Source organism: Microbacterium sp. CFSPD4_SD4, assembly GCF_057364585.1.
In genome coordinates this window covers 252,963-266,413 of sequence record NZ_JBNFOC010000002.1, presented here as the reverse complement: position 1 = coordinate 266,413, position 13,451 = coordinate 252,963, and the positions used below count along the sequence as shown (strand labels likewise).

Sequence of the window (13,451 nt, the reverse complement as noted above, 5' to 3'; positions counted from 1 at the left end):
CCACAGGGGACACCCCTGGGCGTTTCACGTGAAACGGCACCGAATGTGTGGGCTCATGGCCTGTCCCCGCGCATGAGGAGCAGTACGTTCACCGGACGCGTGGATCGCGTGCCGGGGGAGGGGCATGCGCCACTCCGGCGCGTGCGGCAGCGACGGGTGGAGGCAGGCGCGGTCGGAACACCAGGCGTACACGGACGACGCCGAGTTCCTGGGGTAGACAAGGCTCGATGTGGAGGTTCAAACGACGTTGGCGTGGTGCGGGCGAGCTAGGCGGGTGCAGGGGGCTCAGACACGGACAAGGAAGCCGGCATGGGTGGGCGTTCCCGCCTGGCGGCCTGGCTCCGTGGTGGCTGTCTCGGTCTCCGATTGGGACCCGTAGAGGTGGGGCCTACGTGTGCCGTATTGCCCATGTCCAGGCGCGAGCCCCGGGGGTCGGGGCCCTTACGGATCTTGGACCGCGGGACTGCATGGAAACACAGACGGGGCGGGGGAGGAGCATCTGTGGGGGCCGAGGAGAGCGTGCCAGGGCCTCGTAGCGTGACGGATCCGGTGAAGAAGGAGGAGATGACTCGCGGACCTGACGGAAGCATGCTCCCGACCCGACGTGACCCGGGGGGACGCGGATGATGGCGAAGCCAGTTCCGCCCGTCACGCCGGATCACAGGCCAAAAAGGTGTGGCACCTAGGCCGATCTCCAGGACGGGAGGGTAGCCAGGCGTTTCACGTGAAACGTCCGTGTCCCGCGCCATGCGGTCCATTCGGCGGACGCGGCGCGCGAGGCACGCACCCTGCTGCCAGGTCCCGCCTGTGCTGCGAGGTCCGTACCTGCGATTAGAGTGGAACGCGGCCCCGAAAGGAGTGGATGTTTCACGTGAAACAGTCCGAGAAGGCATCGTCGAACGAGTCGTTCGGGATGGATACACCCCTCGCGCGAGAAATCGCGGATCTCTCCGCCCGGCGCCGTGCGCTGGAAGGGGTCTCCGTCGAGTTCAGTGGCGACACCCGCATCCTGACGGTGTCGAATCAGAAGGGCGGTGTGGGTAAGACCACCAGCGCCGTGAACATCGCATCCGCGCTGGCGGGACTGGGCGCGAAGGTGCTCGTCATCGACCTCGATCCGCAGGGGAACGCCTCCACTGCCCTTGGGGTGCCGCACAACGCCGACACCCCGAGTGTCTACGATGTCCTCATCGACGAGTTCCCCCTTGCGGAGATCGTTCAGCCCAGCCCCGAGAGCCCGAACCTCTTTTGCGCGCCGAGCACGATCCACCTTGCGGGTGCTGAGATCGAACTCGTCGCGCAGGTGGCGCGAGAGCACCGCCTCCGCCGGGCTCTGGAGGACTACCTCGCGGAGCATCCGGTGGACTTCGTGATCATCGACTGCCCTCCTTCCCTCGGGCTGCTCACGATCAACGCTTTCACTGCCGCGAACGAGGTCTTCATCCCGATCCAGTGCGAGTACTACGCCCTGGAGGGTCTGAGCCAGCTGCTCGGCAGCATCCAGATGATCCAGAAGCACCTCAACCCGGGGCTGCATCTGTCGACCATCCTCCTCACGATGTTCGACGGACGGACGCGGCTGGCCCAGCAGGTGGCGGAGGAAGTGCGGTCCCACTTCCCCTCGCAGGTGCTGGACACCGTGATTCCGCGCTCCGTCCGTGTGTCGGAAGCCCCCAGTTTCGGCCAGACGGTCATCGCCTACGACGGTCAGTCCGCCGGGGCGATCGCGTACCGCGAGGCCGCCGTCGAAATCGCGTCGCGACAGACGCAGAGCAAGGAGAAATAATGGCGAAGCGCACTGGACTCGGCCGCGGCATCGGCGCCCTCATCCCGACGGCGGACCAGACCGAGCGTCCCGTCGACGTGTTCTTCCCCGGTGCGAAGATCGCTCCGACCCCCGAGGCTCCCTCCACGAGCGCCGACGCCGCGCCCGAGCCCGAACTCGAGGCGGTGCCGGGGATCCACCTGATCCAGGTCGACCCGCAGGCGATCGTGCCGAACCCGCGGCAGCCCCGCACGCACTTCAACCCCGAGGACCTCGCGGAACTCGTGCACAGCGTCCGTGAGTTCGGCGTACTGCAGCCGGTGGTCGTCCGGAAGAACAGCGACGGCGAGTACGAGCTCATCATGGGGGAGCGGCGCACGCGGGCCGCCCGCGAGGCCGGACTCGAGGCGATCCCCGCCATCGTCCGCGACACGGCCGACGAGGACCTCCTGCGTGACGCGCTGCTGGAGAACCTGCACCGCTCGGAGCTGAATCCCCTGGAAGAGGCGTCGGCCTACCAGCAGCTCCTCGACGACTTCGGCATCACTCAGGAGGAGCTGGCCACGCGCATCGGGCGCTCCCGTCCGCAGATCAGCAACACCATCCGCCTGCTCAAGCTGCCGGTGCCGGTGCAGCAGCGAGTGGCCGCCGGTGTGCTGACCGCCGGACACGCCCGCGCGATCCTCAGCGTGGACTCTCCGGAAGCGATGCAGCGTCTGGCGGACAAGGTCGTCAACGAAGACCTGTCCGTTCGCGCGACGGAGGAAGCCGCCAAGTCGCAGCCGTCCGCAGGGAGGACTCCCAAGCCCACCCCGGGTGCGCGGCGGGCCTACCTGGACGAGGTCGCCGGCAAGCTCGGAGACCGGCTCAACACGCGCGTCCGGATCTCCCTGGGTGCACGAAAAGGCCAGGTCACGATCGATTTCGCATCGATCCAGGATCTGAACCGCATTCTCGAGGAGCTGGGCGAAGAAGGGTACGGCTCCGCGAGGTGACCGCGCCCCCGGTCGGGGGTGACATAGACTCGCGTCATCTTGACGATGCGAGGGGGATGTCATGTCCAGATCAGCTGATCCAGCGAGTATCAAGCGTCGCGTGATCGCCGTCAGTATCGCGGCGGCTCTGGGCGGATTCCTCTTCGGATTCGACACCGCGGTGATCAACGGCGCCGTCGACGCTCTGGCCGGAGACGTCTCCGGTTTCGATCTGGGCACGGGCCTCAAGGGCTTCGCCGTGTCGTCCGCCCTGATCGGCTGCGCCGTGGGGGCCTGGTTCGCCGGGCCCGTCTCGAACAAGTTCGGACGCATCCCTGTGATGGTGGTCGCCGCGGCCATGTTCTTCGTCTCGGCGATCGGCTCCGGCCTCGCCTTCAGTGTCGTCGACCTCATCGTCTGGCGTGTGATCGGCGGTCTCGGCGTCGGTGCGGCGTCGGTGATCGCACCCGCGTACATCGCGGAGGTCTCGCCGGCAGCGATCCGCGGTCGGCTCGGATCGCTGCAGCAGCTCGCCATCGTCCTCGGCATCTTCGCCGCCCTCCTGTCCGACGCCCTGCTGGCGGGCATCGCGGGGGAGGCCGACCAGCCGCTGTGGGGCCTGACCGCGTGGCGGTGGATGTTCATGGTCGCGGCCATCCCCGCGCTCGTCTACGGACTCGTGTCGTTGCGGCTGCCGGAGTCGCCGCGCTACCTGGTCCGCAAGGGCGAGGTGAAGCGCGCCGCGGAAGTGCTCCAGACCGTCACGGGGACGATCGACACCGAAGCGAAGATCAAGGAGATCACGGGCACGATCGACACGGAGCGCTCCGAGTCGCTGCGGGATCTGCGGGGGAGCCGGCTGGGACTCAAGCCGATCGTCTGGGTCGGCATCCTGCTGTCGGTGTTCCAGCAGTTCGTCGGCATCAACGTCATCTTCTACTACTCCACCACGCTGTGGCAGTCGGTGGGCTTCGACGAATCCAGTGCCCTCCTCACGTCCGTCATCACCTCCGTCACGAACATCGTCGTCACGATCGTCGCGATCCTCCTCGTCGACCGGGTCGGTCGTCGGATCATGCTCCTCGTCGGCTCGGTCGGCATGACGGTGACCCTCGGACTCATGGCGCTCGCCTTCTCGTTCGGCACGCTCGACGCCTCCGGAACCGCGACCCTGCCTGATCCCTGGGCCACCGTCGCCCTCATCTGCGCCAACGGCTTCGTCGTGTTCTTCGGTGCGAGCTGGGGCCCGCTCGTGTGGGTGCTCCTGGGCGAGATCTTCCCGAATTCGATCCGTGCCGGCGCTCTCGCCGTCGCCGCGGCGGCGCAGTGGGTGGCCAACTTCTTCATCTCGACGACGTTCCCGGCGTTCGCCGAGATCGGCCTCACCTTCGCGTACGGCTTCTACGCGTTCTTCGCGCTGCTGTCGTTCTTCTTCGTGTTCTTCAAGGTGCCGGAGACCAAGGGCCGCGAGCTCGAGGACATGAGCGAGGATGCGAAGGTGGAGCGCCGACCCCGTCGCGCACGCGCGTAGGCTGGAGGGATGACCGAAGCCGTCCCCCGTCGCGCCAGCCTGGAAGTGCTGCGCGCCGAGGCGTCGGACGAACTCGCCGTCCTCGTCCAGGAGCGCCTTCTGGGCGGTGAGGACCCCTGGGAGTTCATGGAGGAGCTGCCCAGCGTCGACGAACTCGTCGTGTACCTGCTCCGTGCGGACAACATCGCTGCCAACGACGGTGTCCGACCCAACGCCGCGCGACACTACCGCGTGCTGCGACAGATCGCCCTGGAGTACCCGGAGCTCACCCCGGCCGTCTGGGGGCTTCTGGACGAGAAGCAGCGCCACCGTCGCTGGGACCCGCGCATCGCCGACGCCTCCTGACGCCGATGCTCATCGTTCTCTCCTGATCCGTGGCGGACCCGTACGGGCGGCGCGGAGAATGCGAAAAGGGCCGCACCCGGAGGTGCGGCCCTTCTCGTGGTCGTGGGGGATCAGCCGAGGAAAGCGGCGAGATCCTGCTCGAGGGCGAACTTCGGCTTGGCACCGATGATCGTCGTCTTGACCTCTCCGCCCTGGAAGACCTTCATCGCCGGGATCGACGTGATCTGGTACTTCATGGCCAGCTCCGGGTTCTCGTCCACGTTGAGCTTGAGGATGGTGATCTTGTCGGGGTTGTCGGACTGGATCTCGTCCAGCACCGGCGCGACCATACGACACGGACCGCACCACTCGGCCCAGAAGTCCACCAGCACGGGACCATCGGCCTGCAGCACGTCCTGCTCCCAGGTCGCCTGGCTCGTTGCCTTTGCACTCATTAGAGTTCTCCTTGTTCGAGGTTCGCCTGTTGCAACAACGGGCGGGGGGAAAGTGTTCCCGGCCGTGGTCAGGCCGTGATGACCTCGGCGGCCTCGGCCGCGGGGACCTCGACGGAGGAGTCCTCAAGGTCGGCGAGGAAGTGCTCGGCGTCGAGGGCCGCGATCGTGCCCGTTCCGGCGGCGGTGATGGCCTGGCGGTAGGTGGGGTCGATCACGTCGCCGGCGGCGAAGACTCCGGGAACCGACGTGCGCGAGGAGCGACCGTCGACCCAGATCGTCCCCTCGGGCGTGAGCTCGAGCTTCTCGTGGACGAGGTGGGTGCGCGGGTCGTTGCCGATGGCGATGAAGAGGCCGTCGAGGGGCAGGTCGCGCAGCGAGCCGTCCTCCGTGGAACGCAGCTGCACGCCCGAGACGGCGTTGTCGCCGAGGATCTCCACGACCTCGCTGTTCCACACGAACTCGATCTTCTCGTTCGCGAAGGCGCGCTCCTGCATGATCTTCGAGGCCCGCAGGGTGTCCTTGCGGTGGATGACGTACACCTTGTCCGCGAAGCGCGTGAGGAAGGTGGCCTCCTCCATCGCCGAGTCACCGCCGCCGACGACGGCGATCGTCTTCTGACGGAAGAAGAAGCCGTCGCAGGTGGCGCACCAGGAGACGCCGAAGCCGGAGAGGCGCTCCTCGCCCTCGATGCCTAGCTTGCGGTAAGCGGAACCCGTCGCGTAGATGATGGTCTTCGCCTCGTGGGTGGCGCCCGAACCGAGGGTGACCTTCTTGACGGGACCGGCGACGTCGAGCTCGGTGACGTCGTCGTAGAGCACCTCGGTGCCGAACTTCTCGGCCTGCTCCTGGAACTTGGCCATGAGCTCGGGGCCCTGGATGCCCTCCGGGAAGCCGGGGTAGTTCTCCACCTCGGTCGTGTTCATGAGCTCTCCGCCGACCTCGACGGAGCTCGCGATGAGGAGCGGCTCCAGGTTCGCGCGCGCCGCGTAGATGGCAGCCGTGAATCCGGCGGGGCCGGAGCCGATGATGATGACCTGACGCATGTGATCTCCGTTAGAAAGGCGGTGCCGTCGAAAGACGTCCGACTGCTTCAACCCATGGTAACCGCGGGGCATTCCCGCGTCAGCGGCCGGGAAGGAAGCGGCGGACGAGGCCGCCGGCGGCCTTCAGCTCCGGGGCGCGGAAGACCGCGAGGATCGCGACGTAGACGAGTACGACGACGAGGCCGATGACGGCCGTCGCCAGGGTGCCGGGAATGACTCCGGACGTCGCCCATCCCGTCGTCCCGCCGAGGAGGAGGAAGGTGCCCCAGCCGGCGAGACCGGCCGGGATCGCGGCGATCGCGAAGAGCGCCAGGGCACGCATCCACGAGAGGACGCCCAGCCCGCCGATCTTGCGATGCAGCAGCCAGGTCGCCACGATCGTCTGCAGCGTGCTGGCGATGGACTGGCCGAGAGCCACGGCGGCAGCCAGCTGGGTCAGGGCGATGACCTCTGCGGACAGGAGCGCGGCCGCGCCCAGTGCGGTCACGACGATCAACGTGCACTGGAAGATCGTGAACCAGAAGGGGGTGCGCGTGTCGTCGTAGGCGTAGAAGGTGCGCTGGACGATGAACAGGATCGTGAGCGGGATGAGGCTGATCAGATAGCAGAGGAGGACGATGGCCGCGCCCTCGGCATCCGAGGGGCTCTCGGTGAAGACGCGGGAGGCGGGGATGGCCGCGGCGGCGACGGCGGCGACGGCGGCGACGATGAAGAAGAGCAGAGTGCGGATGCTTCGCGAGATGTCCCCCCGGACCTCGTCATCGCGACCTGCGGCGGCGTGCTCGCTGATCTGCGTGAAGTACGGGGTTCCGATCGACAGGACGATGACGGAATAGGGCAGCATGAAGATGAGCCACGCGTTCGTGGTCACGGCGAGGGACGCCCCGGTGCCGGACGCGTTGCTGACGATGTTGCCCTGGAGCACGCCCGCAGCCAGGGAGGCGAATGCCATCAGGAACGTCCATCCGGCGAGCTTCCCCACGTTGCCGAGGCCGACCCCTCGCCACTGGAAGTCCGGACGGAGGGAGAGGCCCGTCCGCCTCCAGAACAGGAGCAGGATGAGCGCCTGCACGGCGATGCCGAGGGTCGCCGTGCCGCCGAGAGTGGCGATCATCTCCGGGGTCCACTCGGCGGAGTTCCGGGAGACCGGTGCGAAGACCCACCCGAGGATGAGGAACCCGATGATGGAGACGATGTTGTTGACGACGGGGGCCCAGGTGAACGGCCCGAAGATACGCCGCGCGTTCAGAGCCTCGCCCAGCAGCGCGTAGAGGCCGTAGAACAGGATCTGCGGCAGGCACCAGTAGGCGAGGGCGGTCGCGAGCGCTTGGGTCGCGGGCGAGAACCCGCCGGCCACGATCTGCACGAGCCAGGGTGCTGCGATCGTGGCCACCGCCGTGACGGCGACCAGGACGACGGTGCCGAGGGTGAAGAGCTTCGAGATGAAGGTGTTTCCCCCGTCGGCGTCAGCCGTGGCCTTGACGATCTGCGGCACGATGACCGCGGTGAGGATCCCGACGGAGATGAGGGAGAAGACGCTGTTCGGCAGGGTGTTGGCCGCGGCGAACGCGTCGGCAGGACCCGACCCGAACGAGCCGATCACCGCCACGAGGATGATGCTGCGCAGCAGCCCGGTCACGCGGGAGACCAGGGTGCCCGCGCCGATGATGGCGCTGGCGCGTCCGAGACTAGTCACGCGACTCCTTCGCGGAAGGGGCATCAGGGCCGTCGAGACGCTCCTGCACCGCGGCCTCCGCCTCCTTCTCCTCGATCAGTTCCTCGACGGCTGCCTCGACCGCTTGCTCCTCGATCGCCTCCCGGCGCTTCCGACGCACCGTGCGGACGACGCCGAGAGCGATGAGCAGCACGGCCAGGCCGCCGAAGATGACGAGCCCGATGGTCTCCCACTCCGCCCGCACCGCCACGCGGACGGTCTGCTCCGACTGGATCGGCACTCCCGTCGGGCTGGTCAGCGCGAGACGCAGATCGAGCTCGCCGCTGCCCACCCGGGCGGAGACGGGCACCTTCGCCCGGGTCGTCGAGTTCGCCTGCACCTCGACGTCGATCACGGGCTTCACCTCGAGGCGCGGATCGCTGGGGGCCGCGAACAGCCGCACGGTCACAGGCCAGGGGAGGTCGTTGCGCACCGCGATCGGCAGGTCGGCGTTGGCCGTGAGCAGCTGGATGGTGCTGGAGTCGGGGATGCTGACCGCGCCGAGCGTCTCGGTGGTGCGGGCTCGATGGGCCGCGACCTTCTCTGCGAAGGCCTCATCGGACGAGCCGACCGCGATCGTGCGCAGGATCCGGATGCGCTCCGGGCTCAGCAGTACGAGGGGGTCGTCGAGGACGGTGGCGAACGCGGTGAGGGCGCCCTCGTCCGTGAGCAGGTTCGCGAGGTCAGGGGCCCTGGTGGCCGCAGCGGCATCCGGGACAGTGACGGAGGCGGCAGGGGCCGCGCGCACCGCGGAGAGCTCGAATCCGACGGAGTCCGCCGCCGAGATCGCGTCGCGGAGCGCGTCGGCCGAGCGGTTCTCGTCGCGATCCAGCCCCACGAGGAGCGGGGCACCGGGGGCACGGGCACCCGCGAGGAACAGCCGCGCCGCGGCCTCGGCCAGGTGCGCCTGACGCGGGGCGGAGGAGGATTCGGCCGCGGCGGCCGACAGCGCGGCGGACGTGGCGGCGTCGATGACGAGCAGGTCCTGGCCGGCCGACGTCGCGTGGGCGGAACTCTGCCCACCGACCGTCGTCGACGACACCACCGTCGTCGTCTTCCGGTCCAGGTAGCCGGAGAAGGCGGCGAGGTCGCCCTGCGCGAGGTCGCTCTCGGGCCAGACGATCCCCGGGATGGCCCCGTCGATCTCCGCCAGCTCCTCATCGGTGGGCAGCGCGGGGCCGTCGGTCGGCGTGGGAGACGGTACCGCCGCGGTCCCGGGCGTGCTCGTCGGCGTGACGGCGCGCTGCTGCGGGAAGGCGGCGGGGTCGAGCAGGGAGGTCAGCGGGAGTGGCGCCAGGGCATCCGGGAGACCGGCCTGGGCCTGCACGGTGAGGTCGGCGTCGCCGAACTGCAGGGCGAAACGGGCGTTGGGGAGCTCGTCGAGCATCTCCAGCCAGTCCGTGGCCGTCGAGGGGGCGGCCGTGCCGAGGGCGCGGATGGCGGCGGGGATGGCGGGATCGAGTGCGAGCACGGCCGTCGTCCCCGCCACGCCGTCGAGCTGTGCGGTGAGGTCGCCGTCGGGGGCGGTGAGGTCGGTGAGCTCCTCTGCGCTCAGCAGGGCTCCGCCGGCCGGGGTCGCGGTGATCGGGACGAGCACCCCGATCGGACTGGTCGGCGCGGAGGTGACGACGAGGACGCTCGTCGCGGTCGCATCCCAGGTGGTGGTGCGCTGCCCCGCGGTGTCCTTCGTGCGGGCATCGCTCAGGACGGCCCGCAGCGGGTACACGCCGGGCGCGAGGGGCTCGAGCGTCTCCTGCGGCACGAACACCGTCGTGGTCGCGGATCCTCCGGCCTCGGCCGTCTTCGTGGCCTCGTCGCCGAGCGGGAGGAACGAACCGGCAGCACGCCCCTCGTCCAGCCAGTCCGTGACGGCGGCATCGTCGCCGAGCGGCGTGCTGCCGAGCTCGACCTCGACCCGGCCCGTGGAGAGCTCCGACGCGGTCTCGTTGTCGATCGTGATCACCGCCGAGGTCGACGTGCCCGGCGCGACGGTGCCGCGCAGGCCCGCCGTGACATGCAGCTCCACCCGCTGGTCGTCGTCCGCGGGGGGCTGGTCGGCCGCCATCGCCGGTCCGCCGACCCCCAGGGCGCAGACGCCGGCGGCGACCACGAACGCCGCGAGCCGGCGCACGCGCGCGCGGAGGCCCGTCTCGGGAGTGATCGCGGTCATGAAGGTCTTCCTCGAACGCCGGGAGGAGGCGGATCGTGAGTACTGACCCTGCGATTCTAGGAGGCCGGAGGGAGGAGAACCCTGAAGACGCGTAGAGTGACGGCCGTGTCCGACACCCCCGCCCCCCATCCCGACCCGCTCCGCAGTGCCGCGTTCGCCGCGGATCTCGACGCCGCCGACCTCCGATCCGAGCCCCTGCGTCGCCTCTGGGGAGAGGAGGCGGACGATGCCCTCGCCCGCGGCCTGCGCGAACCCATCCTGCGGGCGATCGCCGGGGACGAGGGCGTGCTCGCGACCCTCGGACGTCTCCTGGTGCTCGGGCTTCCGCAGCCCCGCGCGGCGGTGGAGCGCGCCCTGCCCACCCTCGGCGTGGACGGTCTGGAGGCCCTGGGGCTGGCGACGGTCGACGCCGACTCCGTGATCCCGGTCGCGCTGCTGCGCCCGCAGTCGTTCGTCGACGAGGACGGTGTCGGGGAGTGGTGGATCGCCAGCGACCTGGACGAGGTCGCCCTCGACGGTCCGCTGCCCGCCGATCACGTGCTCGGCGTGGGCGGGGCCTCGCGCACGCTCGCCGAGACGGTCGTGCCGCTCGCGGTGGATCGTGCCCTCGACCTCGGCACGGGCTGCGGCATCCAGGCGCTCCTCGTGGCGCGGCGAGCCGGCCGGGTCGTCGCCACCGATGTCTCCCGCCGAGCACTCGCCTACGCCGCGCTGAACGCGCAGCTCAACGGGGTCACGAACATCGAGTTCCGCCACGGCAGCATGTTCGAGCCGGTCGCCGGGGAGGCGTTCGACCTCATCGTCTCGAACCCTCCGTTCGTGATCACCCCCCGAACCGAGGGGGTGCCCGCCTACGAGTACCGCGACGGCGGTCTCGTCGGCGACGCGCTCGTCGAGCAGTTCGTGCGCACGGCACCGGCGCATCTCACCCCGGGCGGCATCGCCCAGCTGCTGGGCAACTGGGAGTCCCGCACGGGGATCACGGGCCTTGCCCGGCTGGACGCGTGGGTGCCCGCCGACCTCGACTTGTGGGTGGTGGAGCGGGAGGAGCTGTCGCCCCTCGCGTACGCCGAGCTCTGGATCAGGGACGGCGGCATCACGCCGCGCGACGCCGCGTTCACTCCGCTGCTCACCGCGTGGCTCGACGACTTCGCGGCGCGGGGCGTGACCGCGATCGGCTTCGGCTACGTGCTGCTCCGCCGGGGGCAGGGCGAGCCGCTGCGGCGGTCGGAGCGTGTCTCGCAGCCCGTGGCGAACGTGGGGGCGGCGCTCGCTCTCGGCCTGGCGGCCCACGATGCGCTTGCCGGGGGACTGCCCGACACCCTTGTCGTGGCCCCTGACGTCACGGAGGCGCGACACCTGCTTCCCGGCAACGACGACCCGAGCGTGATCGAGCTGCGTCAGGGCGGCGGATTCGCGCGAACGGTCGCGGTGGACCCGGCGCTGGCCGGGTTCGTCGGCGCCTGCGACGGGGAGCTCCAGGTGCTGCAGATCGCCCCCGCCCTTGCCGACCTCTTCGAGGTGCCCTTCCCGCAGCTGTGGGCGGAGCTCGAGCCGCGCATCCGGGGACTCGTGCTCGACGGCTTCCTCCTCCCGGGGGAATAGTCCCGGCTTCCATGCGTTCGAATACACCATGAAGGCTTTCGGATTCCTCTCGTTCGGTCACTACGCCGACGTGCCCGGCTCGGCGACCCGCACCGCGGGCGACATGCTGAAGCAGACCATCGAGATCGCGGAGGGCGCGGACGAGCTCGGCGTCAACGGCGCCTACGTCCGCGTGCACCATTGGGCCCGCCAGGCGGCGTCCCCGATGCCGCTGCTGACGGCCATGGCCGCGCGCACCGAGCGGATCGAGGTCGGCACCGGCGTGATCGACATGCGCTACGAGAACCCGTTCCAGTTCGCGGAGGAGGCGGCCGCACTCGACCTCATCGCGGACGGCCGGATCGCGCTCGGCGTGAGCCGTGGGTCACCCGAGACGGCGCTGCGCGGCTACGAGACCTTCGGCTTCCGCGACGAGGAGGACCCGGAGCGCGGCAGCGTGCTCGCACGGGAGAAGTTCGAGATCTTCCTGCGGGCCATCGACGGCGAGCGACTCGCCCCCGGCGACCCCCGCATGGTGGGCGCGGGACAGTACCTCGCGATCGAGCCGCAGTCGCCCACGCTGCGCGACCACATCTGGTGGGGCTCGGGTTCGCGCGCCACGGCCGAGGAGACCGGACGCCAGGGGCTCAACATGATGAGCTCGACGCTCGTGACGGAGGCCACGGGGCAGCCGTTCCACGAGCTGCAGCGCGAGCAGATCGAGCTGTTCCGCTCCGCCTACCGCGAGGCCGGTCACACCGGCACACCGCGCGTCTCGGTCAGCCGCAGCGTGTTCCCGCTCGTGTCGGATATGGACCGCGCCTACTTCGGGCTGCGCAGCGAGGAGAACGCCGACCAGATCGGCATCATCGACGGGTTCCGCTCCACGTTCGGCAAGACCTACGCCGCGGAGCCTGATGTGCTCATCGAGCAGCTCCGACAGGACGAGGCCGTCATGGCCGCGGACACCCTCATGCTGACGATCCCGAACCAGCTCGGGCCGGAGTACAACCTGCATGTGCTCGAGGCGTTCGCGGAGCACGTGGCGCCGGCCCTCGGGTGGAAGCCCAACACGGAGGGTCCGGTCCAGGGCGACCCCGTGGCCTGATCCGGCACGGCGGTCCGCTCTTGACAGGGGCCGCGTTACGCCCGACGCTGGGGACGGCGCGCCGACCGGTGCCCGTCCCCACCGCTTCGGAGGCACCATGACCCGCGTGCGCGTCGACCTCAACATCACCCTCGACGGCTTCGCCACGACGACCGATCAGACCCCGGAGAACCCCTTCGGCGAGGACTGGGGACGACTCACCGCGGCCTACACGGCGACCCGCACCTTCCAGGAGCGCGTCTTCCACGACACGAGCGGCGCGGGCACGACCGGGGTCGACGAGAAGTACGCGGCGCAGTACTTCCAGGGCATCGGCGCCGAGATCATGGGCGCCGGGATGTTCGGGCTCCACGCGAACCCGGACGACCCGGAGTGGCGCGGCTGGTGGGGCGAGGAGCCGCCGTTCGAGGTGCCGGTGTTCGTCCTCACGCATACTCCGCGCCCGTCGATCGAGTTCGCGAACGGCACGAGCTTCCGCTTCCTCTCCGCGACACCGGAGGAGGCGCTGCGGGAAGCCGTGGCGGTGGCCGGAGGACGTGACGTGCGCGTCGGCGGCGGGGCGACCACGGTCCGGGAGTTCCTGCGCGCCGGGCTCGTCGACGACCTGCACGTGGGCATCACCCCCATCCTCACCGGCAGCGGCATCCGACTCTGGGACGACCTGCGCGGCCTCGAGGCCGGCTATCGCGTGACGACCGAGGTCGCGGAGTCCGGAGTGACCCACATCACGTTCTCCCGCGAGGGCTGAGGCACCGGCGCGCGGTCGCAGAGTCACACCGGGGT

At 69.7% G+C, this 13,451-nt stretch carries 11 protein-coding genes; 7 read left to right on the top strand and 4 right to left on the bottom strand.

What is annotated here, in order from left to right; genetic code table 11:
- The first annotated feature begins 862 nt into the window (after positions 1-862).
- The 4 genes from AC2W7E_RS05320 to AC2W7E_RS05305 all read left to right on the top strand — a co-directional run bounded on the left by AC2W7E_RS05320 (position 863) and on the right by AC2W7E_RS05305 (position 4,615).
- Positions 863-1,786 (top strand): ParA family protein, encoded by a 924-nt coding sequence (locus tag AC2W7E_RS05320; protein ID WP_025102863.1) that lies wholly within the window; start codon positions 863-865, stop codon positions 1,784-1,786.
- A complete protein-coding gene (locus AC2W7E_RS05315) occupies positions 1,786-2,760 on the top strand; it encodes a ParB/RepB/Spo0J family partition protein (RefSeq protein ID WP_485988690.1) in 975 nt (324 codons plus the stop codon). Before AC2W7E_RS05320 ends, AC2W7E_RS05315 begins: the two co-directional genes overlap by 1 nt.
- Before the next feature lie 61 nt (positions 2,761-2,821).
- A complete protein-coding gene (locus tag AC2W7E_RS05310) occupies positions 2,822-4,270 on the top strand; it encodes a sugar porter family MFS transporter (RefSeq protein ID WP_197426474.1) in 1,449 nt (482 codons plus the stop codon).
- Positions 4,271-4,279: 9 nt separating this feature from the next.
- Complete coding sequence (locus tag AC2W7E_RS05305; RefSeq protein WP_062765879.1) at positions 4,280-4,615, top strand: hypothetical protein; 336 nt, start codon at positions 4,280-4,282, stop codon at positions 4,613-4,615.
- Between the two features lie 110 nt (positions 4,616-4,725).
- Here the strand turns inward: AC2W7E_RS05305 and trxA are convergent, their stop codons facing one another.
- The 4 genes from trxA to AC2W7E_RS05285 all read right to left on the bottom strand — a co-directional run bounded on the left by trxA (position 4,726) and on the right by AC2W7E_RS05285 (position 9,976).
- Entirely contained in the window at positions 4,726-5,049 is a 324-nt protein-coding gene (gene trxA, locus AC2W7E_RS05300; protein WP_025102859.1) for a thioredoxin, read from the bottom strand.
- Between the two features lie 68 nt (positions 5,050-5,117).
- Positions 5,118-6,092, bottom strand: a complete 975-nt coding sequence (gene trxB, locus AC2W7E_RS05295; RefSeq protein WP_025102858.1) for a thioredoxin-disulfide reductase — start codon at positions 6,090-6,092, stop codon at positions 5,118-5,120.
- Positions 6,093-6,171: 79 nt separating this feature from the next.
- A complete protein-coding gene (gene murJ, locus AC2W7E_RS05290) occupies positions 6,172-7,788 on the bottom strand; it encodes a murein biosynthesis integral membrane protein MurJ (protein WP_062765876.1) in 1,617 nt (538 codons plus the stop codon).
- Entirely contained in the window at positions 7,781-9,976 is a 2,196-nt protein-coding gene (locus AC2W7E_RS05285) for a DUF6049 family protein (RefSeq protein ID WP_485988689.1), read from the bottom strand. Before AC2W7E_RS05285 ends, murJ begins: the two co-directional genes overlap by 8 nt.
- 96 nt (positions 9,977-10,072) lie before the next feature.
- Between AC2W7E_RS05285 and AC2W7E_RS05280 the strand changes: the two genes are divergently transcribed.
- The 3 genes from AC2W7E_RS05280 (at position 10,073) to AC2W7E_RS05270 (ending at position 13,416) form a co-directional block, all read left to right on the top strand.
- A complete protein-coding gene (locus tag AC2W7E_RS05280; protein ID WP_378868789.1) occupies positions 10,073-11,581 on the top strand; it encodes a DUF7059 domain-containing protein in 1,509 nt (502 codons plus the stop codon).
- Positions 11,582-11,609: 28 nt separating this feature from the next.
- Positions 11,610-12,668, top strand: coding sequence for an LLM class flavin-dependent oxidoreductase (locus AC2W7E_RS05275; RefSeq protein WP_025102854.1), 1,059 nt, complete (start codon positions 11,610-11,612; stop codon positions 12,666-12,668).
- 97 nt (positions 12,669-12,765) lie between these two features.
- Positions 12,766-13,416, top strand: a complete 651-nt coding sequence (locus AC2W7E_RS05270; RefSeq protein WP_485988688.1) for a dihydrofolate reductase family protein — start codon at positions 12,766-12,768, stop codon at positions 13,414-13,416.
- The last annotated feature ends 35 nt before the right edge of the window (positions 13,417-13,451 follow it).